General features: G+C 46.4%; 17 protein-coding genes. 12 read left to right on the top strand and 5 right to left on the bottom strand.

Annotated elements, in window-relative coordinates; translation table 11 throughout:
- Positions 1-5 precede the first annotated feature (5 nt).
- The 5 genes from secG to HMPREF1212_RS15830 all read left to right on the top strand — a co-directional run bounded on the left by secG (position 6) and on the right by HMPREF1212_RS15830 (position 7869).
- Positions 6-380, top strand: a complete 375-nt coding sequence (secG, locus tag HMPREF1212_RS15845; RefSeq protein ID WP_028730565.1) for a preprotein translocase subunit SecG — start codon at positions 6-8, stop codon at positions 378-380.
- Positions 381-1590: 1210 nt separating this feature from the next.
- Positions 1591-6978, top strand: coding sequence for an Ig-like domain-containing protein (locus tag HMPREF1212_RS15840; RefSeq protein ID WP_046149998.1), 5388 nt, complete (start codon positions 1591-1593; stop codon positions 6976-6978).
- Positions 6923-7078: a T9SS type A sorting domain-containing protein gene (locus HMPREF1212_RS27575; RefSeq protein ID WP_082099899.1), complete on the top strand. Its 156-nt coding sequence runs from the start codon at positions 6923-6925 to the stop codon at positions 7076-7078. Before HMPREF1212_RS15840 ends, HMPREF1212_RS27575 begins: the two co-directional genes overlap by 56 nt.
- A gap of 249 nt (positions 7079-7327) precedes the next feature.
- Complete coding sequence (locus HMPREF1212_RS15835; RefSeq protein ID WP_028730566.1) at positions 7328-7633, top strand: DUF4491 family protein; 306 nt, start codon at positions 7328-7330, stop codon at positions 7631-7633.
- Between the two features lie 35 nt (positions 7634-7668).
- The gene (locus HMPREF1212_RS15830) at positions 7669-7869 is read left to right on the top strand and encodes a hypothetical protein (protein WP_028730567.1); all 201 of its coding nucleotides are present in this window, start codon (positions 7669-7671) and stop codon (positions 7867-7869) included.
- A 7-nt stretch (positions 7870-7876) separates the two neighbouring features.
- Here the strand turns inward: HMPREF1212_RS15830 and HMPREF1212_RS15825 are convergent, their stop codons facing one another.
- Positions 7877-9430 carry a M28 family metallopeptidase gene (locus HMPREF1212_RS15825; RefSeq protein WP_046149997.1) on the bottom strand — a complete coding sequence of 518 codons (1554 nt, stop codon included), beginning with the start codon at positions 9428-9430 and terminating at the stop codon, positions 7877-7879.
- Between the two features lie 144 nt (positions 9431-9574).
- On the opposite strand from HMPREF1212_RS15825, the gene HMPREF1212_RS15820 reads away from it, so the two are divergent.
- The 7 genes from HMPREF1212_RS15820 to HMPREF1212_RS15790 all read left to right on the top strand — a co-directional run bounded on the left by HMPREF1212_RS15820 (position 9575) and on the right by HMPREF1212_RS15790 (position 18438).
- Positions 9575-9922 carry a hypothetical protein gene (locus HMPREF1212_RS15820; RefSeq protein WP_028730569.1) on the top strand — a complete coding sequence of 116 codons (348 nt, stop codon included), beginning with the start codon at positions 9575-9577 and terminating at the stop codon, positions 9920-9922.
- A gap of 51 nt (positions 9923-9973) precedes the next feature.
- Complete coding sequence (locus HMPREF1212_RS15815) at positions 9974-11083, top strand: efflux RND transporter periplasmic adaptor subunit (protein WP_046149996.1); 1110 nt, start codon at positions 9974-9976, stop codon at positions 11081-11083.
- A gap of 5 nt (positions 11084-11088) precedes the next feature.
- A complete protein-coding gene (locus HMPREF1212_RS15810; RefSeq protein ID WP_046149995.1) occupies positions 11089-14190 on the top strand; it encodes an efflux RND transporter permease subunit in 3102 nt (1033 codons plus the stop codon).
- A 27-nt stretch (positions 14191-14217) separates the two neighbouring features.
- On the top strand, positions 14218-15474 hold the full coding sequence (locus HMPREF1212_RS15805) for a TolC family protein (protein ID WP_052725016.1): 1257 nt from the start codon (positions 14218-14220) through the stop codon (positions 15472-15474).
- Between the two features lie 118 nt (positions 15475-15592).
- Positions 15593-16366 (top strand): EFR1 family ferrodoxin, encoded by a 774-nt coding sequence (locus tag HMPREF1212_RS15800; RefSeq protein ID WP_046149993.1) that lies wholly within the window; start codon positions 15593-15595, stop codon positions 16364-16366.
- A 14-nt stretch (positions 16367-16380) separates the two neighbouring features.
- Positions 16381-17364, top strand: a complete 984-nt coding sequence (locus tag HMPREF1212_RS15795) for a TlpA disulfide reductase family protein (protein ID WP_046149992.1) — start codon at positions 16381-16383, stop codon at positions 17362-17364.
- Positions 17365-17580: 216 nt separating this feature from the next.
- On the top strand, positions 17581-18438 hold the full coding sequence (locus HMPREF1212_RS15790; protein WP_046149991.1) for a TIGR01777 family oxidoreductase: 858 nt from the start codon (positions 17581-17583) through the stop codon (positions 18436-18438).
- A gap of 88 nt (positions 18439-18526) precedes the next feature.
- On the opposite strand, the gene HMPREF1212_RS15785 is transcribed toward HMPREF1212_RS15790, so the two are convergent.
- The 4 genes from HMPREF1212_RS15785 to HMPREF1212_RS15770 form a co-directional block, all read right to left on the bottom strand.
- Positions 18527-21907, bottom strand: a complete 3381-nt coding sequence (locus tag HMPREF1212_RS15785; protein ID WP_046149990.1) for a glycoside hydrolase family 2 TIM barrel-domain containing protein — start codon at positions 21905-21907, stop codon at positions 18527-18529.
- Positions 21908-22002: 95 nt separating this feature from the next.
- The gene (locus HMPREF1212_RS15780; protein ID WP_028730580.1) at positions 22003-22557 is read right to left on the bottom strand and encodes a DUF3332 domain-containing protein; all 555 of its coding nucleotides are present in this window, start codon (positions 22555-22557) and stop codon (positions 22003-22005) included.
- A 52-nt stretch (positions 22558-22609) separates the two neighbouring features.
- A complete protein-coding gene (locus tag HMPREF1212_RS15775; protein ID WP_046149989.1) occupies positions 22610-24091 on the bottom strand; it encodes a TolB family protein in 1482 nt (493 codons plus the stop codon).
- A 12-nt stretch (positions 24092-24103) separates the two neighbouring features.
- Positions 24104-25663 (bottom strand): DUF6057 family protein, encoded by a 1560-nt coding sequence (locus HMPREF1212_RS15770; protein ID WP_046149988.1) that lies wholly within the window; start codon positions 25661-25663, stop codon positions 24104-24106.
- Between the last annotated feature and the right edge of the window lie 27 nt (positions 25664-25690).

Here is a 25690-nt window from a genome sequence, read left to right as displayed (position 1 = left end):
CAAAGATGTACGTATTTATTTCTATTTTGATCCTGATTGCGTCATTACTATTGATCCTGATAGTATTGATCCAGAACTCAAAGGGTGGAGGTCTGGCTTCGGGGTTCTCTTCTTCTAACCAAATTATGGGTGTACGTAAGACCACAGATTTCCTTGAAAAAGCAACTTGGGGCCTGGCAGGTTTCGTTATTGTTTGTAGTATCGTTATTACTGCATTCATCCCCAGAGCAACAACAACTGTTCAATCTGAAATCAAACAACAGGTAAACGAAGCTGTTACAATCGATCCGAATACGGTAGCGCCTAACTTCGGTACAGCTCAGCAACCGGCTGCTGCTACAGAAGAAGCTCCGGCTGAAGAACCTGCACAAGCACAATAAGTTAGATATTTATCAAATATTTAAATGCATATAAAAAAGCATTCCGCAAGGGATGCTTTTTTTATGGATATAAGCCTGCTTACTATATTGTTTCGGCAAATTAACTATCATACTATCACGAATTTGTTTTACGCTGTAATAATCAATGTTTACATAAGTGATGGTTACTGTTTTCAACTATCACTCATCTATCACTAACTATCACAAAATGCCTTGTTTTAACTGTATATTAACTTATTGACAGCGTTTTTATCTCCCAAAAACACCGTTAAAAGGAGATTCTTTCCATCTGCATATTCATCTTTCCCCTTATATATTTACACTGAATAGGTAAGTTTTTTTCATCAAAATACTTACTAATTGTTTCTAAAACCCGCATTTCAACCTGTTTTACACCCCCATGTTGACGATGCTCACACCCGGGTGTCAGGGTGGTTGATACCCGGGTGTCAAGCGGTATTTATAACTATATATCTGATAATTAGTAGTGTACTTTGTGTAATAAGACAGGCATGTATTGTTTTTCAGGACAAGATAAGTGATAGTTGGTGATAGATGAGTGATAGTTGAAAACAGTAACCATCACTTATGTAAACATTGATTATTATGGTATAAAGTAGAATCGTGATAGTGTGATAGTTGTTTTTTCAAAATATATATAGTAAATATTATCGGTTTACTTTTTCTGATAAATACACCTGTTTATTCTATTGTTTGGTTAAATCAATGATTATACCATCACTTCCTTGTTTTCAATGGATATATAAAATAGTTTCACTTTTGTTTGCATATTCAGGCGGTTCTCTCTACTTTTGCCCCTGCACACTAGTATAGCGATACATGGTTGTGCATCTTATTGATTACGAGAAGCGTTTAAAGATATTATCCTTATAGTGAAACTTCGACACTTTCATAGATAGTGGATAATAGACAACTGAACGCTCACGTACCTTTCCTTGTTATGTACACTCATGCTAGCCATGCGTATAGACAAGATAAAAGGGCGTGGGCTGTTGTTTATATCACTATCTAGGGCAGTCGAAGGCCTCACTATAAGATATATTCAACAGTTCCTACGCCTCTTTTATTTTTATAACCATCCACTCCGGGAACTGATGGAGCCTAAATATATATAGCCGATGAAGTAAGAAAGAAAAGACTACAACAAGGTTTAATTTCACTAGTATTAAAATCAAACAATTTGAAAACAATGAAGAAAAATATACTCACATTGTTTGCCGTAATTATAGGATTAACGGCAAATATAGGGTTGCTCCATGCAGAAACAGATAATTGGAGTACCCATGCGGAAGAAGTAACGCCAAGCGGCGATACATATACTATTACTTCCGCCGGACAACTAGCCTGGATAGCCAGCCAGGTGAATGGAGAGTCCGGTAATAGCTTCGAGGGAAAAACAATCATTTTGAATAATGATATTGATTTGGCCGCTCACGAATGGACACCGATAGGTAATTCTTTCGAAAAAGGTTTCAAAGGAACATTCGATGGAAATGGTAAAACTATATCCAATATGAAGATATCGATTACTTCAAATAATGAACAAGAAAAAGTTATCGGAGGATTATTCGGTTATATATTGAATGATGCAGTTGTTAAGAATGTAACTATTGCAGGTACATCTTCAATCGAACTTAGTGGTAATAAAGAGGCCTTTGCCGGAGGTATTGTCGCTTTAGCCCAGGGAATCACTCAGGAGAATAAGAAGGCTGCTTTTGCAGGAACAATTGAGAATTGCCATTCCGCTGCTTCCATTTCCGTTAGTATTTCACCAACAACGGCGAATGCTAAAGGTTCTGAAAATTCGGCAGTTGCCGGAGGTATTGCCGGGGAAGTGTACGCCGGAGGGAAAAAATCAAGTGACCCGGATTATCCTGGTGTTATTAATTGTTCTTCTTCCGGAAATATGACTTCTACCTGTACCACTACACAAACTACCAATGGAGTATTATCCGGTGGTATTCTCGGACGTGCAGAATCGGTAAAAGTACAGAATTGCTATTCTACCGGAAATATGACATCTACCGGAGGTCAAACACCTTATACGGGGGGTATTGTAGGACATGTTTCCTATGAAGTTCAGATATTGGATTGCTACTCTACGGGTACTATTACATCCTCTTCCAACCGCACTGAAGAGGCATGGGGTATAGCAGGAGGTATTAGTGGCACTATATCACAGAACTCTGTCGTTAAAAACTGTTATGCAACCGGTGATATTTCGGTTTCTTTACCCAACACAACCAACGCAGGTAGTGAAGTATGGGCAGGAGGAATTGTTGGATATGGCATAAATAAAGCAGGTTCAAAAATAGAGAATTGTGCCGCTTTGAATGGAACTATTTCTGTTTCAGGAAATAAATCTTTTTCTAAGAAAGCCGTGCACCGTATCTTCGGAAAGAATGAAGGACAAACAACTCTCTCAGGAAATTATGCTTATGTAGGAATAGAACTTTCCATAGACAGCCAATCTACTATCGTAACAGCCGAGGGTATAGACAAAGAAGACGGTACAATCCTGGTCAGTTTCGACCTGCCGACTCTTTTCGACTCAAATAAAGGATGGACGTTAAGCGAGACAACACTTCCGACATTGACTGATTGCGGAACGGCAGTACAAACCGGCAAACCGCAATCGGATTACTTTATACCGGCCAGCGAGTTGAAAACATTGCTTTCACGGGAAAGTGTGACTGCTATTTCATTGAAGGATGGTGTAACCTATGATTTCTCAGATGAATCTTTAAATATCAATAAAGCAGTTACAATAACCTCCAATGTTTACAATAAAGCAATCATCAAGGGAAATATCTGTATTGAAGCAGAGGATGTCGCTCTGAACAATCTGAAAATTGAGACTGTAAGCACCGGTACAAAATACTGGCAAAAGAACGCAGTAAGCGTAATCGGAAAAAAAGTAACGATCACGACCTGTGATTTCGTAGGAAGCATACAGGCCGGACATGCCGAAGAGTGGGTAGTTAACGGCATTGTCCTGTTTCCTACCGCAACAGCACCCGAATATAAGCTAACCGGTAATACTTTCACGATGTTCAAAGGGACAACATCGGATAAGAAATGGACTGCTACAGCTATTATCATGGCTGACGGGTATACATTAGATAAAAAAGAAAATGGTCAAGTTGTTCTACCTGCTGTTAGCAACTTTAACGAAACGGCTATTGCCAGCGCAAACACTTACACCGATTGCTTTGCCGATTATATCCATATGACGAACAGTAAATATGTATATAGCCATACCCAAAGTGCCGATGGTGTTGCCGATGCATGGCTTTCGATGGATAAAGGGACGATCGATGCTTCGGCAGTAACTAATGAAGCTGTCTTGACAGCGTTGAACGCTACTGAAAAACCGACTCTTACCGGCAAAGCGATTGCAATAAAATGTAGCGATGCCTGGTTGGTGACGAATGAAAGCCTGGCAGGAAACGACCTTCCGGTATTGGTTATCACAAAAGCTGAAGGTGGTGATTATAAAGCAGTGAAGAAGACGTACGCTCCGACAATCGACAACTCTAAGCTGACTGCTTCTACCATCGAAGCCGGACAGACGCTTTCCGCTTCTGTTCTGAGCGGAGGTAAAGCAACGGCAGATGGAAAAGAGATTGCCGGAACTTTTGCCTGGGAAGACCCGAAAACTGTTGCTGCCGAAGGTGAGCAAACTTATTCGGTGGTCTTTACTCCTAATGACTTGTCTGGTTATTCTCCGGCAAAGACTTCTTATACTTTCTCCGGTAAGAATGCAATTAAGCAATATTATACAGTTACTACCGGTAAATGTGAGAACGGTAGTGTGGAAATAAAAGAGGCGAATGCAGCCAACCGTTATCTGAAAGGTAGTACATTGACTCTCGTTTATCATCCGGATGTAAATTATAAAACGAAAGCCGGTGCTGAAACAACCCTGAATGTCACTGAAGACAAAGTGGTTACTACTACCTTTGAAGCGATTATGCATACGGTTACGATTGCAGCCGGTGCCAACGGTAGTGTATCAGTGAATGGGACAGCTTATACCGGAAGTTCGAATACTATTTCCGTACCACAAGGCTCCGAACTGGCCGTACAGGTGATACCGGCTACCGATTATATCGGTTCACTGACTTGCTCTGACAGCAAAGTGATAAGCAATGGCGTTGTTACGGTAGACAAACCTTTTACGATTACTGGATCATTTACGGAAAAGCCAGCAGATGAGTTTGTCGTATCGGTTCCTGCTGTTCAGAATGGTAAGATCCTGTTGTATGATAAGGATGGTAATGCGATCAATGCCGGTACATCGGTTGAAACAGGTACGGTAATCAGTGTGCTGGCTGTTCCTGATCTGGGATATAAGTTGACAAGCGATGGTATAAAGAATAATGGTACTTCAATTTCCGGTGGTAAAATAACAGTAACTGCTGCTGCTTCTATCACGGCTGCTTTCGAAAAACAAACATTTGTTGTGTCAACAGAAGAGAATACGAATGCGACTATCACGATCAGCGGTACAGGTTCTGATAGTTTGGATAAGGTTCCATATGGTACAACACTTACAGCCAGCGTTAAGCCTAATGATGGTTACAAGCTGCTTTCTTTAGTCGTTAACGGCAAGGAGATAGCTGACGGTGGAAGCTTTACTGTAACAGCTAAGACAGAAGTTAAAGCCGTTATGCGTCAATTAGCAACGATCGTTATCGATAAGACGTCGCAAACATTTGTTTACGATGGAAATAAGAAAGAATTCGTTGTAAAGACAATTCCGGCAGGTATCGGTGGATTTACTGTGACATATGATGCTGTTCCCCAGGATGCAGCCGGCTATAATAAAAAAGCATACAAGGTAACCATTACCCGTGATGCTGATGATGTATATGCCGCAGTGTCGCAGGAAATCGAAGGTGGACTTGTTATCCTGGCTGCCGATATGAAAGGGGTTGCTATACCAACGGCTAGTAGTGGTAATTTAGAGAGTAATCCAAATTCGGATTTAGGAAGTTATGCTTGGGAAAATGGAAGTGTAGGAAATGACGCTCCTATTCACAATGCTATCTTTACCCCGACAAGTAAAAACTTTAAGAAGTCAACATTCTCTATCCTTACCGGCAAAGGTACGAAGCCGGCAGAAGTAACTCTTGACTGGGGTGGTTTGCAAACCCGCAGTACAAGCCCGAATGTGAAATTCACCGTAAACGGCGGTTCTTTGGCTGTCTTGAATGGTAGCGCTGTGCTTTCTTCCGGTACAACCTTGTATGCAGGACAAAAGATCCGTTTGGTAGCTACCCCGGATGCCACACATGCTGCTAAAGTAACTTGGTCTGTCACCAATGGTACGCTTAGCGACCAAACAGATACGGAAGCAACACTGACATTGGCAGAGGGAAGCACTACTGTTTCTGCTACTTTTGCAGCAAAGTCTTCTCCGGCATTCCCCGGATTGGATGGTTTAGGCAATGTAATCTATGACGGAACTATTTATGGAACCGGAGTACCTGCAATTAAAAGCGGTACGGTAACAGATAACTGGTTAATCACCTTCAAACAAGACGGTGTTGCCACTTCTACTCCGATCAATGCCGGCACATACGGTATTTATGTAAGCCGTCCGGCAGATAATCTTTATAGTGCAGTGATCGATCAGAAGGCCGGTTCCTTCACAATTGCTCAAAAACAGGTTACAGCCAGTGTTACTGCTGCAACTTCAGTCTTGAAAGGACAGTCTTTGGCACAGTCCGTTCTTTCCGGTACGGCTGATGTAGACGGTTCGTTCGTATGGATCGACCCGACTGTTCTGATGACAGAAACAGGCAACCAGAAAGCTAAGTTCGTTCCAGCCAATGCCAATTATAAGGAAAGCGGAGAGTTGACTACGAAGGTAACAGTCAACGAAGCTACCGGCGTAACTTTGCGTACTTTGAATGTCAATATAACAAATCCGGAAAAGGGAACTGTTACTATGACGTTGAATGGTAGTGAGGTTGTGGCTGGAGCCAGTGTTACTAAAGGTGATAAACTGATTGTTACCTATGTTGCGACAGCTGCTAATTATAAGCCATCGGCAACCATTGGCGGAAGTGCTTACCAGAGCGGGGCAGAATATATAGTACCAGTAGAAGGTAATGTGGAAGTTGCAGTTTCCTTTACATGGAATAATCCGGGTACCGGCACTGATCCTGAGCCAGGTCCTTCAACAGTAGATGTAACAGGTATTACTCTGGAGCCGACCAGCAAAACATTGGCCGTAAATGAAACGTTAGCCCTGAAGGCAACTGTTGCTCCTGCTGATGCAACAGATACAGGAGTTAGTTGGAGTAGCAGTGCCCCGGATATTGTTTCCGTAGATACAAAAGGAAATGTAAAAGCTCTGAAAGCCGGAACTGCAACAATTACGGCAACAACCAATGACGGCGGTTTCACTGCTACCTGCAAAATTACCGTATCTGTTCCGACAGGGGTAGAAGATATCCTGAGCGGAACCCCGCGTATATGCACAGGATGGTTCTATCGTTCTGGAACCCGCGATGACTATACAGGTTCTTGTTTCCGATATGACCGGTCGTGTGATCTGGCAGGGTAAACTGTCTGAAAAGAAACAGATGGCTGTTTCGGCAGGCGTTTATATTGTCAGATTAAGTAATGCTAACGGAGTACAAACACAAAAGGTTATCGTTCAGTAACGGTTTTTCGCTCCTTCCGAAAGGAAGCTGACTAATACGAAAGGCTGTATCAAAAGGACTTTGGTTCCGGCTGATACAGCCTTTTTCTTGATATTTAGTTCTTTTGTGATGCGGTAATCTGTTAGCTGATCTTTTTTTTGTATCTGTATGCTTTATATCCGGATAGATATATTTTATGAGGAATGACGGTTGATTTTTGTATCTTTGTTGGGACAGATCAAACTGTTTTATATAAAACAATACAATATTATGGATATGATAAATTTTGACGGTCTATTGATTGGGATCGCTACTTTTCTGATAATCGGGTTGTTCCATCCGGTAGTTGTGAAGGCTGAATATTATTGGGGAACCAAATGTTGGTGGATTTTCCTTATTCTGGGGATTGCAGGAACGGTTGCCTCTTTACTGATCGAGAGCGTTTTTGTCTCGGCGATCTGCGGTGTATTTGCCTTTTCTTCGTTCTGGACGATCAAAGAAGTGTTTGAACAGGAAGAACGCGTGCTGAAAGGTTGGTTCCCGAAAAATCCGAAAAGACAATATCCGGAAAAATAATTGTATCTTTGTAGCCGTAATTAAATAGTACAGCTATGAAGAAGAAAAAGAAAGTCTCTCCGCTGGACGAGTACATCAAGGCCAACCGTAAAGGTAGCCGCGAAGCGGAAATCGAGAATCACGGACGTCCGGTAAGTCATAACCGGGTGCATGTATCGAAAAAAGTTTACAACCGTAAAAGAGATAAGGCAGATGCCCAGGGGCGTCTGCCTTATTTGATTCTTATGGCTTGCTGATCAAACCTTATTCTTCTTTCTGATAGAGCCCTTCGCGGGATAGCTGATGATCCAGGTTGGCAACGCCCAGGCCGACAATAGCCATGACGGTAGCGGCATGTTCCTGATATTCGGGGATACTCTTGGTGTAGAGGTCGCGTTCGGTATGCCAGATCTCGTCGTAACTGAAGTTATACCCTTTTATATCCTTTTCCATAAAGCCGATAGTCGGTACACCTTCGATAGCGAAAACGGAAGCATCCGTGCCACCCGGTGTTTTGGGTTGACGGCGGGGAGCGGATTCCTTCACTTCAAACGGATATTCAGGATTGACCTTTTGGATAGGGGCACAAATCTTAACGAAATCATCATACATTGCTTTCGGTACGCTGATACCCACCGGAGGTGTTGGGCCGCCGTCGCGGTTAAAGAGGTTGGCTATCTTATCCAGTTTCTTCGGATTACCTTTCACCCAGGCTGTTGCTCCGAGCAAACCAAATTCCTCACCGGCAAAGGCACAGAATAACATGGTACGCTTGGGCTTGGCTCCGGAGGTGGTGATCAGACGGGCAGCTTCCATAACGGGAGTAATGCCTGAGCCGTCATCGACTCCGCCGGTGCCGACATCGAAAGAGTCGAGGTGCCCGCTAAGCATAACGTATTCGCCGGGATATTTGCTTCCTTTGATAGAACCGATTACATTATAATATTTCACCGGGCCCATACGGAAATGGTTGCGTATATCGAATTCAAGCATGAAGGAACGGCGCTCTTTTACCATCTGTTTGATGGTGGCGTACTGGTGTTCATCCAGTTTGATGTCGGGTACGGTCGGTAATGTCTCGATTGTCATATCCGGATTGAATACGACGCTTTTGTCGTAGAGTGCACGCAGTGGGACAGGGGCGGACTGGATGAAACCCAGCACGCCGGCTTCGCACATTTCTTTATAGAACAGGGCCGGGATATCTTCTTTTAACGGTAGCAGGGGATTGTTTGTCTTGTTTTCCCAGTTACCCGTCATGATCTCACGGTTCTTTTGGGCTGTTTCGTTGTTTTCGGCAATGATGCCTTTACGAATAGAGTCGCCAGCAGCGGAGCGGTCGATCGGCCATCCTACATTCGTTCCGTTCACCAAGACCCAGGCACCTTTCAGCTGGCCTTTGATGCGGTCGAACTCATCTTGTGTGCGGGGTTCCAGTAGTACATGTCCCCGTTGCAGGCCTTTTGTGCCGGAAGTGTAGGAAGGGGTGACGAAGTGCAGTTCCATTCCCTGCTCCCCGAGTAGCTTACCAAACCACGGGCCGCGGTTGAAACCAACCGGAAGTGTTCCGGCTTCCTGCAATTCTACTTCCAGTCCCCATTCTTTGAACTTGGAGGCTACCCATTCCGTTGCGTTATCATACGCATCGGAGCCGATAGGACGGCCACCGAAACGGTTGGTCAGGATATCCAGATGGTTCATTACACGATTATCGGTACGTCCGGTCTCAATGATTTTGTTTACAGCGGCATCCTGTGCCGGCAGCGAGGATACGGCCATACAGGCCACAGCTGCAAAAAGAAGTATAGTCCTTTTCATACAAGTGTTTGTTTAAGTCTTGCAAATTAATGGATAAAAATAATGCGCACCAAATGAAAAGCAAGAAATAATAATATAATCGTTACAGTTTTGTAAAAGTATAATCAAAATAAATAAATACCTTTGCGACAAAATCGGGAGCGTGTGAAATCTATCTGCAATGCCATAGCAAAATATCTGCTGGTAGTTCTCTTTGTGAGCTACTATGTAGGGGGCACTGCGTTCACTCATACCCATTATTTCCCGACCTATTCGATTACCCACTCCCATCCGTTCCTGCCGGGTGCGGACGGATTGCCGCATCATTCACATAGTTCGTCTGCTTTCAATACGATACAGGAACTGGACGATCTGCTGGTGGAAGCGGCCGCCTTCTTCTTTGCATTGGCGACAGCCTGGGTACTTCTCTCCGTGTTTATTCAGGAACACCGGTATATAACCTCTGTACGTCTCGTACGCAATCTCAGTCTGCGTGCCCCGCCTTTGTATTAAATAATCTATTCGTAACGAAAACAGAATTATTTAATACAATATAACAACAATATGAAACAATTACTTATGCTATTGCTCCCGGCAATGGTATTATGTTCCTGCAACTCAAACAAGCAGGACGATGAGGTTGCTATTGCCGTAACTTTGCGGGGCGACACGATACAAATAGGGGATAAATCGTCGATCTTATCCCGGTTGAAAACAGACGTAGTGAAAAAGGAAGCTTACCGTCCGGAGTTTACCACCTCGGGGGTAGTCAGGGCTATTCCTTCCGATTATGCGGAGATCGCTTCTCCGTTTGCCGGGCGTATCTCCAAATCGTTCGTGCGGTTGGGACAGAAGGTGATGCCGGGGAGTCCGGTCTTTGAGATCAGTTCCCCTTCCTTCTTTGAGACGGGGAAAGGTTATTACCAGGCTAAGCAGGAGATGGAGCTGGCTTTGAAAAGCCTGAAACGCGAAAAAGACCTGTTGCAGAACAAAGTAGGTGTACAGAAAGAGCTGGAAGAAGCCGAAGTGAATTACGAACTGAAGAAGAAGGATTACGAGAACGCTGTCGCCGCCTTGAAAGTATTTCAGATCGATCCTGAGGAACTGGTACTGGGTCAGCCGTTGATTGTCCGTTCGCCGATAGCCGGGGAGATAGTGACCGACCGTATCGTGATCGGCCAGTATATCCGCGAGGATGCCGAGCCGGTAGCCGTTATCGCTAATCTCGACAAGGTGTGGGTCGCCGCCCATGTAAAGGAAAAGGATATGGGAATGATCCAGTCGCTGGATAGTGTGGAGATACGTCTGGTGGCTATGCCCGACCGGCCCCTTCCCGGAAAGATCTACCATATCAGCGAGATGCTGGACGAAGATACCCGTTCGGTGGAAGTGCTGATCGAATGCAATAATAGCGAGCACCTGATGAAACCGGCCATGTACGGAACCGTCCGGTTGTGCGACCGTAGCGCTGAAATGATCCGTATCCCGGACTCTGCGATCCTTCAGGAAGAAGAGAGTGCTTACGTGCTGGTGTCGTTGGGTAACAATGGCTACCGGAAACAAAAGGTATCGACTTCCGTCAGTGAAGGTGGTAAGACGGTAATCCTTTCCGGCCTTACTCCCGGCGATACGATCGTGACTACCGGAGCGTTTTATTTACTTGATGCCCGGTAAACGCTATGAAAAAGATAATTTATACTGCGATACATCGGCGGGGACTGATGTTCGTGCTATTCCTGTTTCTTGCCGTAGTAGGATACTATTCATGGACGAAACTGGCGATCGACGCTTATCCGGATATCGCCGATACCACCGTACAGGTCGTAACGCAAGTGCCCGGCCTGGCAGCAGAGGAGATCGAGCAACAGATAAGCATCCCTATCGAAAGGGCGATGAACGGTATGCCGGGACTGAACGTGATGCGAAGCAAAAATACTTTCGGCCTTTCGACAGTCGTATTGGTTTTCGATGACGGCATCGACGATTACTGGGCTCGCCAGCGGGTACAGGAACGTCTGGTGGACGTAGAATTGCCTTATGATGCCGTGCCGGGACTTAACCCGTTGACTTCGCCTACCGGTGAGATCTTCCGTTATGTACTGGAAAGCGACCAACTCGATATACGCGAACTGACCGACCTGCATAAGTGGGTCGTCATTCCCCGTCTGAAGCAGGTAACAGGCGTTGCCGATGTCAGCAACTTCGGCGGTATCACCACCCAATACCAGATAGAGGTGAACCCGCATAAGATGGAACAATATAACGTTACATTGGGCGATATCACCGAAAAGATCGAAAAGAACAATGTAAACGCCGGCGGCAGTATGTTGAGCCGTGGCGACCTGAGCTATGTGATTCGCGGTATCGGCCTTGTGAAAGACCTGAAGGATCTGGGGCGCATCGTTATCAAGACCGAGAACGGCATACCTGTCTACCTCGACGATCTGGGGACGCTGAAATACGGTAACCTGGAACGGAAAGGCGTATTAGGCTTCTTCGACGGTGTGCGCGACTATTCCGACGGTGTGGAAGGTATCGTGCAGATGCTGCGCGGGGAGAATCCTTCGCAGGTGCTCGAAGGGGTACACCGGGCGGTAGACGAACTGAATAACGAGACGTTACCCAAAGGAACCCATCTGCATGTCTTTATGGATCGTACCAATCTGGTGGATACCACTTTGCATACCGTTTCCCACACCCTGTTCGAAGGAATGGTGCTGGTCGTGCTGGTGCTGATCCTGTTCCTGGGCAACTGGCGCGGTGCATTGCTGGTGGCGCTCACCATCCCGTTATCCCTGTTGATTGCTTTTATCCTGATGCAGCTGACCGATATTCCGGCTAACCTGCTTTCGCTGGGAGCGATCGACTTCGGTATTCTGGTAGACGGGGCGATCGTGATGATGGAAACTGTCCTCAAGAAGCGAGAACGGCATCCGGACGAGTTGCTGACCGAAGAGTCTATCCTGCGGCGTACAACCGAAGTGGCTCGCCCGATCTTCTTCTCTACCTTGATTATTATCACTGCCTATCTTCCCTTGTTCGCTTTCGAGCATATCGAGAAGAAACTTTTTACCCCGATGGCTTATACCGTAGGTTATGCTTTGCTGGGTGCCCTGGCCGTTGCCTTGTTCCTGATTCCGGGGTTGGCTTTCTATGCCTACCGCAAGCCGCGCAAGATTTATCACAACCGCTGGCTGGAGAAGTTGGGGGATATCTACCATAAACAGATCATTGCTCTGTTGGACAAACCTAAGCGTGTGTTGATGCCGTTGCTTGTGATCCTGGTGGCTGCCGGTGTGCTGAGTTATACGGTAGGAAAAGACTTCCTGCCGCCGCTCGACGAGGGAGCGATCTGGATACAGGTGCAGTTGCCGCCGGGTATCTCCATAGAGAAGTCGAAGGAGATGGGAGCCGAGCTGCGTAAAGCAGTGAAACAGTTTGAAGAAGTCTCCTATGTAATGACCCAGGTCGGGCGTGACGATGAGGGAGCTGAAGCTTTCTCCCTTTCCCATATCGAATGCGGAGTTGGTTTGAAACCTTACGATACTTGGAAGTTCGGTAAGACAAAGGCCGACCTGATCGAGGAAATGTCGGAAAAGCTTTCGGCTATGCCGGGTTATACCGTCAGTTTCTCGCAGCCGATCATCGACATGGTAATGGATCAGATAGCCGGTGCACACAGCGACCTGGCCATAAAGGTATATGGCGATGATATCACCGATACCCGCCATATCGCCGATAAGGTGGTGAATGTGTTGCGTACGATCCCCGGAGCTGCCGATGTCGCTATCGACCAGGAACCGCCGCTTCCGCAGTTGCAGATCATCGCCGACCGCGACCGTATCGCGCAGTATGGCCTTAACTTCTCCGATGTAGCCGATATGATCGAGTTGGCAATCGGTGGGAAGGCGATCTCGCAGATATTCGTCGGAAGTAAAAGTTATGATGTGATCTGCCGTTTCGACGACGCCAGCCGTAACTCGCCCGAAAGTATCGGTAACCTGTTGCTTACGAATGGGGCAGGAGCAAAGATACCCCTCTCGCAGGTGGCAGAGGTGAAGATGACGACCGGAGCCAGTACCATCTCCCGCGAGATGAACAGGCGCCATCTGACCATCCATATCAACCTGCGCGGCGTAGACCTGACTGAGTTTCTGAATAAGGCCAACCGGCTGATCGATAAGGAAGTGAACTATAACCATGATACCGTTCACCTGCAATGGGCGGGACAGTTCGAGAACCAGCACCGTGCCTATAACCGTCTGGCGGCAGTGGTTCCCCTGGCGTTGGGTATTATGTTGCTGCTGTTGTTTGCCGCCTGTGGTAAATTCCGTCAGGCTGCCTTGATGATGTGTGTCGTTCCGTTGGCTCTTTTCGGTGGTATGCTGGCCTTGAATGTCCGGGGTATGACGCTGAATGTGTCTTCTGCCGTCGGCTTTATTGCTTTGATCGGTGTGGCGATCCAGAACGGGGTGATCATGATCTCGCATATTAATAACCTGCGCAGTCGTGACCGCGGTTTCAAGCAGTCTATCATAACAGGCGCGAAACACCGTTTCCGCCCGATCCTGATGACGGCAACGGTGGCCGTGCTCGGTTTGCTGCCGGCCTCTTTGAGTACGGGTATTGGTTCCGATGTACAGCGTCCGCTGGCAACCGTCATTGTGTATGGCTTGCTGTTTGCGACTGTTATTACCCTGTATGTGCTTCCTGCCTTGTATTATCTGGTGGAAAAGCATTACCTGGATGAAGAGGTGGTATCTCCTGAAGCAAAAGATTAGAAAGTATAGATAAAAAGAATAGAAGATATGCGACAATATATTACAATGTGCCTGCTTTGCGGATGCCTTTCCGCCGGGGCGCAACAAATGATTCCTTTATCCTATCGCAGTTATATGCAGAAAGTGACGGAAGGTAACCTGGAATATGCGGCCGAACGCCTGAATGTGGATGTTTCGGATGCCGAAGTGGTTGCTTCGAAAGTATTCAACGATCCTAATCTCTCTGTCTCTTATTTCAATAACGAGAACAACAACCTGCAGATGGGAGAAGGGGTGGAAGTAGAGTTGAGCAAGACCTTTTCTTTCGGGAAACGTGGGGCGAATATCGCCCTGGCGCGGAGTGAAAGCGAACTGTCGAAGGCGTTGCTAGCTGATTATTTCCGTAACCTGCGTGCGGATGCAACGATCTCTTATCTGGAAGCGTTGAAACAATATGAATTATATAAGGTAAAGCAGAATGCGTACGATAATATTCGCCAGCTTGCTGAGAGCGACAGTGTCCGTTTCGCGTTGGGAAAGATCATGGAGATCGATGCCATACAAAGCCGGTTGGAAGCCGGTATTTTGAAGAACGAGCTGTTGCAGGCGGAAACGGATCTGCATAATGCGTTTTCCAACCTGAACTTGCTGACCGGGGCGGTTGCACAGGATACTTTATATGTTCCGGAAGCTTCCCTGCATTTGTCACCCCGTGATTTTGTGCTTGCCGACCTGATTTCTACTGCTTCGGTCAACCGTGCCGACCTGGTGGCTGCGCTGAAGAATAAAGAGGTGGCATCCCGTGCTTTGAAGGTGGCACGTCGGGAACGGAATACGGATGTGGATCTTTCCATCGCTGTCAGTAAGAATGCCCGGGTACATAACGAAGAGGCTCCGGCTCCTCCTTTTACCGGGGTGACGGCGGGGATTGCTGTTCCCCTGAAGTTCTCGAACTTTAATAAGGGAGCCGTTCGTGCTGCCCGTTTCCGTGAGCAACAGGCGGAGACGCAATATCAGCAGGCTTTATTGCAGGTACAAAATGAAGTGATGCAGGCCTACCGCAGTTACCGGTCGCTAACCGAACAGGTCGGCCATTACGAGAAGGGGATGCTCCATGCCGCCCGCGAAGTGATCGATGGGAAAGTGTATAGCTATAACCGTGGCGAAGTTTCCCTGCTGGAAGTGCTGGATGCCCAACGAACGTATGATGATGTACAGGCTCAGTATATAGAAACGCTGTTTAATTACAGTACGGCTCTCGTGGAGTTGGAGAAAAGTGCTGGGGTTTGGGATGTGGAGATGTAGTAATAAAAGCACAGTCCATTGTTGTCATAATTATTTGCTTTAGTTCTTCTTATCTGGCAAAGATAAGATATTAATTCTGAATTATTTTTACATTTGTGGGCTAATAAGAGATACGCGTATGATATTTTACTTTTCAGGAACCGGCAACTCCCGTTGGGTGGCAGATACGCTGGGTATTGCTTTGGGAGAGCCCGTAGTTTCGATTGCGAAGGAGTTAAAAACAGGTAAAAAGGAATTTGTCTGCCCGCTCAGGGAAGACGAGAAAGTGCTGTTCGTTTACCCGGTTCACTCCTGGGGGCCGGCTGTTCCTGTTGCCCGCTTTATCTCTCGGTTGAAGCTGACCGGCTACGATCAGCAACCGGTCTACTCCGTCTCCACCTGCGGGGATGAATGTGGCTACACCGCAGATATAATGCGGAAAGCACTGGGGAAAAGAGGTATCACACTGACCGCCAGTTACTCCGTCATTATGCCTAACAACTATATCCTGCTGCCGGGTTTCGATGTGGACAGTAAAGAGGTGGAAGAGCAAAAACTGAAAGAAGCCCCTTCGGCGGTTGCCGCTATTTCCGAAGCTATCCGGGATGGTAAAAACGTTAATTTATACAAGAAAGGAAGCCTGCCCGGACTGAAAAGCTACTGTGTATATCCGCTTTTTACTAACTTTGCGATAGGGAAGAACTCCTTTCGGGTGACAGACGACTGTATCTCTTGTGGCCTGTGCGAACGGGTTTGTCCAACCGGCACGATCACGCTGTCCGATGGGAAGCCTGTCTGGTCGGATACCTGTGTGCAATGTGTTGCCTGCATTCACCGTTGCCCGGTACGCGCCATAGAGTATGGTAAGATAAGCCTGAAGAAAGGGAGATATCATCATCCCGGTATTAAATAAAAAAACAACGTCAAATGAAACAACTGTTAATGATGGTTATGGCCGTGTTCCTGTTGGCAAGCTGCCAGGAAACGCCTAAAGGTTATGTGATAAACGGAGTCGTAGAGAATATGCCGGATGGCAAGATCTACCTGAAATCATTCCGTAATAAAATGTTCTTCGATGTAGATACCGCCGAGATCAAGGAAGGTAAGTTTACATTTAAGGGGGAAGTGGATCAGCCTCTCCTGTATGGCCTGGCCACCGAGAATATGAATTATCCGGTGCAGCTCTTTGTTGAGAATACCACTATGGATGTAACGATCGGGAATGACGGTGAGACGATTATCGTGCAGAACTCTCCCGTGAATGCCGTTTTCCAGGAAAATCAGAACAAAGTATTTGAGAATGGTTTCGATATCGACAGCCTGATCAGCAAATATCCGGACTCTCCGGCTGCGGCTTTCTATCTGTATCGTTATTTCACCTACCAGTTACCGCTGGATCAGTTGAAAGCTACCCGCGCCAAGATATCTCCGGCTTTGGCCGGTTGTCCTTATGTAAAGGATCTGGATGGTATCATCGGCCAGTTGGAGAATGTACAGATCGGTAAGACGGCTCCTGATTTCTCTTTGCCGGACACTGCCGGAGTAGCGGTTGCCCTGGCTGATTTCCGTGGTAAATATGTGTTGCTCGACTTCTGGGCGTCCTGGTGTCCTCCCTGCCGCCGCGAGAATCCGAATGTCGTGAAGGCATTCCAGGACTATAAGGATAAGAATTTCACCATCTTGGGAATCTCCCTTGATAACAATAAGGATAAATGGCTGAAAGCAATTGCCGACGACCAGCTGACCTGGACACATGTATCCGACCTGAAGTATTGGGACTCTGAAATACCTGCATTGTACGGTGTTCGTGGTATCCCCGCCAATGTCCTGCTCGATCCTAATGGTGTAATCATCGCCAAGAATATCACCGGTGAAGAATTGCACGATACATTAAAAGAAGTCATTAAATAAGTATGAAGCGAAATCTGCTTATATCCTTTCTCTGTCTTCTCTGCCTGTGGGGTTCCGCGGCGGAGAAGACAGTTACTCTCCCCGCATTACCGTATTATCAGTAAAGATATTTTTGAAGAAGAATTACAACCTTTAATACAATCGTCTCCAATCAATTAAAACAAACCACTTCTTCAGGTTGTTCTACTAGAGAAGCATAAATTGATTAAAAAGGAGATGAAGATCGCAATTAGTGGTAATTCCGGTTTTATAGGACGGCATCTGACGGATTTCTTTTCCGGCAGGGGAGATATCGTTGTCCCTCTGAAGCATTCGATGTTTCGTCTCAGGACTAATGAGAAGCTGAAAGAGGCTCTTTCCGGATGTGATGTCGTGATCAATCTGGCCGGTACAACCATTAATCAACGTTGGACTGGCCGGGCTAAACGTAAAATAAAGAACAGCCGTGTGTATACGACACGGCGACTGGTGTCGATCATTAATGAGATGCCGGTCAAGCCGCAATTGTTTATATCCGCTTCCGCAGTAGGTATTTACCCGGATGAGGGTATCTATTCGGAAACAAGTACTTCCGAAGGCACCGGCTTCCTGGCCGACGTCTGTATCCATTGGGAAGAAGAAGCCCAGAAGCTATCGAGGGATGTGCGGTTGGTTATTGCCCGTTTCGGTGTGGTACTGTCGAAAGATGGGGGAGCTCTGCCGAAGATGTTGTTGCCGTTCCGTTTCTTTGTGGGTGGGAAGATCGCTTCCGGTAAACAAGGATTTTCGTGGATACATATAGATGATGTATTGTATGCTCTTCAGTTTATTATCGACCATGACGAGCTCTCCGGAGTTATCAATCTGGTCGCCCCTCAACCGTTGACGAACCGGGCTTTCGCAAAAGCGACTGCCGAGGTGATGCACCGTCCGGCCTGGTTGACTATTCCCGGAAAAATATTTCACTATCTCTATGGAGAAGGAGAGGAGTTGCTCACCAAAGGGCAACAGGCTTATCCAGCCCGCCTGCTCTCTGCCGGCTACGTGTTCCGTTATTCGGATATACGGCTGGCTTTGTATAGTTTCATGATGTAGTAAATACGCACTTAACAGTTCTCATAATATACAAAAAGGGGATTCTGTTCATTCAGAATCCCCTTTCTTTCTTATAATATTGCTTTACTTATTTGTAGCTAAAGCCGGCTTTCTTTTGTGCACTGCCGGCATTTCCGGCGGGGATCACAGTGAAGCCCCATTTGTATTCCTGATCGGCAGGCAATGTGTATTGGGCTTCCGGACGTGAATACCAGCTGTCGTAACCGGCCAGTCCCTGTTGTTTCAGGTCAACACATACTTCCACGAAGTTACGCGGAGTGATGTCGTTGATATGGGTCTGGCGAGGTTTGTCGTACGGGCCGATGTTCGGTCGGTTGTCGATTTCTTCCTGCGTAAAGTTGTTCCATTGGTACGGACGGTTGGTTGCTTTACCTGCATCGAAGTCTTCAACGGAGTTGCGCATTGCGTTGAATTCCATTTCGTCGTCGGCAACGATCAACAGGTTTTTGCCCTTACCACCCAGTGTGATCCAACGGGTATCGCAATGGTGGCCGTTTTCCTGCGGACGAACATAGGGGAAGTATTGATCTTCCGCTGTGCTTTTGTATTGTCCGATCATGTAACCGGCCTTACGATCCCAGTAGTTTTCCAGCGGGCCACGTCCGAAGTATTCCAACTGATCCATCGTAGCAGGCAGACGGAAACGTACGCCGATACGGGGAACAACCATCTTATCGCGTTCGCTCACTTTATCACGTCCCGGTGAGAATGTTGCAGTGGCAGTCGCTTCGGAGATACCGATCTTTACGCCATCCAGATGGGCAGGAGTGAAGTGGGTAGCCACGTTCATTACACCGTCAGGATAGATCTTGTAAGTAATCAGGAACTCATTACCGGCCGGTAATTTGTATTCTACATTGACGATCGCATTTCCTTCGACGATTTCGGCAGATGCCTTTGTTACGTTGAAGTTACGGCTTGACAGTTCCCATATTTCCAGACGTTTCGGGTTACCGCTACCGTAATCATTATCGTTAGGAGCACGCCAGAAATTCGGCTGGATACCGAAGCCTTCGTTGAAGTATTCCGTGCCGCCTACCTTATAGGAGCTGACAACACCAGATTTCTTATCAAACACGAAGTTTACTTTAGAAGAAGTAACCTTCACATTGTCACCTTCTTCAGATACAGTCAGTTTAGGACCACCGGCCTTATAAGCCACCTTGTCGGCAGTGATAGGTAACAGGAACTGATCCTTTGCCACCTCGAAACCGGCAGGAACAACCCCGTTCGGTCTGGTAGAAGAAACAACGAAATTAACCAGGTAATCTACACCGGCCTGCGGTTTTAATCCGGCGACCGGAACTGTTATTTCCTGTGAAGCCTGCGGTGCCATATCGAGAGATAGTTTGTTGCTGCTGATCACCTTGTTGTTTGCTTTAACAGTATAAGTGATCATATAATCTTTCAGATTGGTGAAGTAGAAACGGTTGGTGATTTTGAATACACCATTAGCAGCGTCTACTGCTTCAAAGCCGATATTTTGATGGCTGAACTTAACCTCTTCCATTGCCGGGTGCGGAGTGCGATCCGGGTTTACGATACCGTTGCAAAGGAAGTTACCGTCGCTAGGCATGTTTACACCGAAGTCGCCGCCATAAGCATAGAATTCTTTGCCGTCTTTATCTTTAACAAGAAGTCCCTGGTCTACCCAGTCCCAGATCCAGCCACCCTGAAGGTTCGGATATTTGTAGATCGCTTTCCACTGATCCCATAGGTTGCCGGTCGAGTTACCCATTGCGTGGGCATATTCGGAAGGAGCTACCGGACGGTCGCTACCTTTACTTCCGATCTCTTCCAACCATCCGGCACTCGGGTATTGCGGTACATACATATCTGTATTCCATTCCCAAAGGGCACGTTCGTAGTTGACCGGACGGTCCATCAATTCTTTGTCTTTATTCTTCACATACAGGTAAGTCTGGTAGAAGTTGTATCCGTTACCGGCTTCGTTACCCAGCGACCAGATGGTTACAGACGGGTAGTTCTTGTTGCGTTCATACATATTCATGGTACGATCCATGTGCGGGAGCAACCATTCCGGGTTGTTACCCAGTGAACCGCCTTTGCTCAGGCTGTAATACATACCGTGCGATTCGATGTTCGCTTCGTCGTATACATACAGTCCATATTCGTCGCACAGCTCGTAGAAGCGACGGTCTTGCGGATAGTGGCACAAACGAACGGAGTTGAGGTTGTTCTTCTTCATGATCTCGAAGTCCTTACGCATCAGTTCTTCCGTTACATAATGTCCGGTTAACGGATTATGTTCGTGGATGTTCACGCCTTTGAACTTGATCGGCTGTCCGTTGAACAGCAGGACTGTGTACGGCTTACCGTTACCGGCGATCTGGTCGATCGGCTTGATCTCGATGCGGCGGAAACCAACGTTATAAGGAATGACTTCTGTCACCTTGCCGTCTTCTTTTACTGTCATCAACAATTTGTAAAGATTGGGGTGTTCAGCGTTCCAAGTAGCTACATCGTTCAGGTCTTTCTCAAAAGAGGCTGTCTGGATGCTGTTGGCACCTACCCATAGCTTATTGTCGGCTGTTGCAACGGATTGACCTTTAGCATCCAGCAGTTCGTAAGATACGGTAATGTCTTTGGCTTCTTTTGTATGGTTCTTGATGTCGACAGCCAGTTTGAAGATACCGTTTTTATACGTATCGTCGAGTGTGGAGATCACGCGGAAGTCGTTCACGGCGATCTTCGGCTGCGACCACAGGAACACATCACGTTCGATACCGCTGAGGCGCCAGAAGTCCTGGCATTCCAGATAAGAACCGGTGCTCCATCTGAATATCTTCAGGGTAAGTACGTTTTTACCCGGTTGCAGATATTTGTTGATCAGGAATTCGGCCGGATTCTTGGAGTCTTCGCTGTAACCGACTTCCTGTCCGTTTACATAAACGTAAAGGCCCGATTTGGCTCCGGCGATATGCAGATATACATCGCGTCCGTCCCAGTTGGCCGGTACTTCGAAGTCGCGGCGGTAAACACCTACCGGGTTAGCTTCCGGCAATTGCGGAGGTTGCGGATTACGTGGTTTGAACTCATACCCGTGATTGGTATAGATGGCTGTGCCATGTCCCTGAACTTCCCAGTTACCCGGAACGGTAATATCATCCCAGGAAGAAGTGTTTATTGAAGGATCAGTAATATTGGCAGGAAGATCTTTATAGGAGTCTACGAAGAAGAACTTCCATGTACCGTTCAGCAGCGAATAGTACGGACTTTTTTCAAAGCGGGAAGAAAGAGCGGTAGAACGATCCCCGTACGTCATGAACGAGGAGCGTGGCAGCTCTTTGTTTACGGCAACGACTTGAATGTCTTGCCAATACGGCTTCGTTGTCTGGGTAGTAGGCGTACCGTCAGCCAGTACAGACCCCAGAAGGAAGCAACTGAATGCTCCTGCGAGCACAGCTTTTTTAATAGAGTGTTTCATCTGTATTTATTTAGATTGGTATAGTCTGAAGAAAGGGGAACTGATAATTAAGCACCTGGATAATTATCAGTTCCCCTGATGAGTATGAATGCTATTTATTTAGCAGCATAGAAAGAGTATCCTTCAACAACCTGACGGAATGCCAGAACACCGGCCTGATTCAGCTCGACATTCATTTCCTTGCCGTCGGGAAGGAACATGACAACTTCGTCGTTGTCTTTGAACTTCAGTAATTTGGTTGCTTCGCCGTCAGCTTCAACGCTCCAGCTCTTGTCTGTTTCGTCAAATACCAGGTCGATTGCTTTTTCTTCGCCCTCTTTCTGGATATGGTATCCGTCCTTCTTTGTTTCAACGGTGTAGATACCATCTTTTCCTTCTATTGTTTTAACACTTCCCGCATCAGCTACCGGATTGTTTCCACTCCAGAATTCAATGGAGTTGAGAACCAATACGTCGGCAAGTGCAGATATTTCATAAACCGGAACGATCCAGAATGCGATAAATACCAATTCGTTTACAAATTTACTGTCGATGTTTCTGTTCCAATCCAGGAGTTTGTTCGTTAAACCGAACGATCCGATACAGGAAGAGAACAATACACTGCTGGCTAATGTGGTTGCCACTAATAATGTTAATCCTTTTTTCTTCATGAATTATTGAAATTGATGTTAGTAGTTAGTTAATTGGGGACGAAGATAATAATTATTTTGTTTTCCAACTTACTGTTCCTCTATTATTTCGGCACCCGTCGATCAGTTCTTCTCTGTATTCTATCGGTTTAGTAATCAGTTCCGGAAGGTTGAATGTCTTCGTGAAATCGAGGTAGAAATCAGGATCTTTCTGCGGAAGGACAAAGGGTTTTCCTGCCATGCCTGTCCGGTTGTCAAAGCTTGCTATATAAGGGTGTGCCCATAATCCGTCCAGCCGTTTACTGCTGAAAACGAACCACTCGCCGGTAGATGACCAGGTGTGAAAGCTTTCTACATCGTTACTGTTTACTTCCTCCATATTACGTATATTGCCAGTCTCCAGGTTGAGCAGATATAATTCGCTTTCCGGGTGCCAGATGGAGAAGTTTCCGTAATCGGAACAGGTAAACATTAGAAACTTTCCGTCCGGTGAGATACGGGGGAAAGAGATACTTTTGCCTGTTTCGGAAGCATTGAAAACACATTCGGGGGGGCCGAAACTTTCATCTGTCGCATTGAAAGGAATCCTGTACAGGTCGTAACGGATACTATCCAACGGGGTCTTTTTATTTATGGCCTTGCTGCGGCAGTAATAAAGCATGTCTCCTGACGGGTTCCAGGCAGGGAAGGTTTCCATCCACTTTTTACCGTAGACGGCAGTGTCTGTGATCAGTGTATTTGTTTCCGTATCCAGTATCACCAGGTCTGACTCGGAGTCTGATACCTCTACCGCTTTAGGGCCGGTGGAGTGGAAGTATTGCTGTATCTCGTTGACGGAGAAAGCCAAGTATCTGCCTTCGGGATGCCATGCTGCATAAGCGCCGGAGTTGTTCATCCCCGGTGCTTTTACTTCTGTTCTGTCGATATTCCCTTGCCGGCGGATCAATGTGCCTCCCGCTTTTCCACGTATGTGTATCATCATTGTCTCCGGAGAGTTTTTACAGAAGGTGTGGCAGTTCAGGCACCCTTCTTCTATGGATTGGTTTTCGATAAGCGGTGTTTCTTTATAGGAAGTCAGATCACGTTGATAAATGCCCATTTGATTCCAGAGCTCATATCCTGGGTAAAGTAGCCGGTAAACAAGATACGGGTCGATAGCAGAACGGGCAATCACATTGGTAATATCCGGATGTTGCGTCCATTTGCCGTTTTGACTGATAGATATGCGGATAAAGAATGTATTACCGGCTGTATGCTTTAGCAACTCTTTCCATTGCCCGGCGGGGATCGTTACGGATGGCTGTTTGCTTCGGATCGTAATATAGGTATTTTCCTTATTGCCGATCTCCGTGTAGAATTCGTCCCCTTCTTCCAAGATCCTGAAATTGGGGGGAGCTATGTTGGAAGGGAAAGTGACTCCGGTATAGTCGGGGAAGAGGGCGACCGCCTTGTCGGTCTGTACTTCCGGGGTTATACGGGGCTGAGTACAGCTAACGGAGATAATGAGCCAACAGGCTAGTATGCCAATGTGCCAATGAAGAGGGAAATATTTCATTTTATAGGGGGATTACTTGGTGATTACTTTGTTTCCGTAAGGACTGAGAAAGTTGAGGTAATACCAGTAGGTGTTACCGAATTGCTTCTTCAGTGCCTGCCTGTCTTTTCTCTGGTAAAGGGCGTAATAGGCTTTAAACCTTTCTTCCGTGGCCGGGCTGATGTCGAAGCCTAGTTTGTTGAAGGTATCTTCGTCTACTCCCAGTCGATAGGTGTAAAGTGCCTCCTCGTATATCCGGGGAAGTGCCGGATAGGAGAAAGAGCGTATCCGTTTCAGGTTCTCTGCAAAACGGACTAGCTGATTACTCAATAACAGGTCGCTCATCAGGTATTCGAACGCCATCCGGTTGGTAGAGTCTTTATCGCATAAATAGCTAAGCTCCGGCCCTATATTCAGAATATTGGCAAAGCGGACTTTTTCGTCTTTATCGTAAGGGATGGCCTTTAAGCCGGGGAGTTCTCCGGAAGAAAGATGTTTTTCCAGTTCCTCTGCCTGTTTCCGGTAGAAAAGAGAGTGCTTTAGCTTCCGGATAAAGCGCATGGCTACTTTCGGGCGGCGGTTGACGATATTGTAACGGATCAGGTTGATCAGGTTCGGAGCTGTTTCGCCGAAGACGGTCATCGCTTCGAAGGCCCAGCGGTGTGCTTCGTTTATATAGCCGAGTTGTTCGTAGATATAATGTCCGTATTCGGTTTGTCGGCTATCGCTTTTCCAGGGCAGATAGAGTGATTGTACTCCCATCGTTTGCGGATAGTCGAACAGGTTGTCAGGCATTTTACCCGTATGGTAAAGGGCTATATTGTTGAGATATAAGATTAACTGGTTTTGTCCACGGTATCGTCGGCAGCAGTCTATTACCTGTTCCCATTGGCCGGCCTTAAGATGTATTTCAGCTTCGATGATCAGCCGTTCACGCATATTATACGAGAAGATGAAAAAGTAGAAAGTACCTCCGGCGTAGACCAGTAAGCTGAATAGGTTGGTAGCCAGACGGTATTTATTGTTTGTTATATATCCGGTTACAGATAAGGCGGATAACATCGGGATAAGAATGATAATGAGCGTAATGACCGGATAAATCCATCCGCATATCCAATATAATATGGCAGTAGCCGGTATGAATAATATAAGTTTCAGCCGGTTCGGTTTTACGGAACTGATAGCCCAATAAACCAGCAGGCAAAGATCTAACCCGACAATATAGGCAACCGGAAAATCGACAGACAGGTATTGGATCAGGAGCCAGAGGGAAGGAACCAAAGCCAATAGAAAGAGATCGTGTTTCCTGGTTAATCTGTGGCAGATCGTGACGTTAAGAAGATAAGGTAGAGAAAGCAGCAAAGCGAACCAACCCTTTCCTGTATGCGGCAGATAAAAGAACTGTATGCAGAAATCGGTCAGGTAACCGAGCAACTGTCCCGGTGCGGAAAGATGGCTGTTCAGATAAGCTTGGGTGAAAAGGAACAGATGATGCTGTTCGTGATAATAAGGTATATAAAACATCGGCCCCTCCAATAAAAGGAGACAACAGAGAAAAAGCATAAGACCAATTATATACCGGAAATACTTCATTTGTACGATAAATATTTAATGAAAGAA

This window comes from Parabacteroides sp. HGS0025, from assembly GCF_000969845.1.
Classification (GTDB): Bacteria; Bacteroidota; Bacteroidia; order Bacteroidales; family Tannerellaceae; genus Parabacteroides; species Parabacteroides gordonii.
The sequence above is the reverse complement of the archived record's forward strand: the minus strand, read 5'-3'. Positions and strand labels throughout refer to the sequence as shown.

Coding starts and splice junctions, on each gene's coding strand:
- secG (WP_028730565.1), top strand. CDS start 6: ATGTACGTATTTATTTCTATTTTGATCCTGATTGCGTCATTACTATTG.
- HMPREF1212_RS15840 (WP_046149998.1), top strand. CDS start 1,591: ATGAAGAAAAATATACTCACATTGTTTGCCGTAATTATAGGATTAACG.
- HMPREF1212_RS27575 (WP_082099899.1), top strand. CDS start 6,923: ATGACTATACAGGTTCTTGTTTCCGATATGACCGGTCGTGTGATCTGG.
- HMPREF1212_RS15835 (WP_028730566.1), top strand. CDS start 7,328: ATGGATATGATAAATTTTGACGGTCTATTGATTGGGATCGCTACTTTT.
- HMPREF1212_RS15830 (WP_028730567.1), top strand. CDS start 7,669: ATGAAGAAGAAAAAGAAAGTCTCTCCGCTGGACGAGTACATCAAGGCC.
- HMPREF1212_RS15825 (WP_046149997.1), bottom strand. CDS start 9,430: ATGAAAAGGACTATACTTCTTTTTGCAGCTGTGGCCTGTATGGCCGTA.
- HMPREF1212_RS15815 (WP_046149996.1), top strand. CDS start 9,974: ATGAAACAATTACTTATGCTATTGCTCCCGGCAATGGTATTATGTTCC.
- HMPREF1212_RS15810 (WP_046149995.1), top strand. CDS start 11,089: ATGAAAAAGATAATTTATACTGCGATACATCGGCGGGGACTGATGTTC.
- HMPREF1212_RS15805 (WP_052725016.1), top strand. CDS start 14,218: ATGCGACAATATATTACAATGTGCCTGCTTTGCGGATGCCTTTCCGCC.
- HMPREF1212_RS15800 (WP_046149993.1), top strand. CDS start 15,593: ATGATATTTTACTTTTCAGGAACCGGCAACTCCCGTTGGGTGGCAGAT.
- HMPREF1212_RS15795 (WP_046149992.1), top strand. CDS start 16,381: ATGAAACAACTGTTAATGATGGTTATGGCCGTGTTCCTGTTGGCAAGC.
- HMPREF1212_RS15790 (WP_046149991.1), top strand. CDS start 17,581: ATGAAGATCGCAATTAGTGGTAATTCCGGTTTTATAGGACGGCATCTG.
- HMPREF1212_RS15785 (WP_046149990.1), bottom strand. CDS start 21,907: ATGAAACACTCTATTAAAAAAGCTGTGCTCGCAGGAGCATTCAGTTGC.
- HMPREF1212_RS15780 (WP_028730580.1), bottom strand. CDS start 22,557: ATGAAGAAAAAAGGATTAACATTATTAGTGGCAACCACATTAGCCAGC.
- HMPREF1212_RS15775 (WP_046149989.1), bottom strand. CDS start 24,091: ATGAAATATTTCCCTCTTCATTGGCACATTGGCATACTAGCCTGTTGG.
- HMPREF1212_RS15770 (WP_046149988.1), bottom strand. CDS start 25,663: ATGAAGTATTTCCGGTATATAATTGGTCTTATGCTTTTTCTCTGTTGT.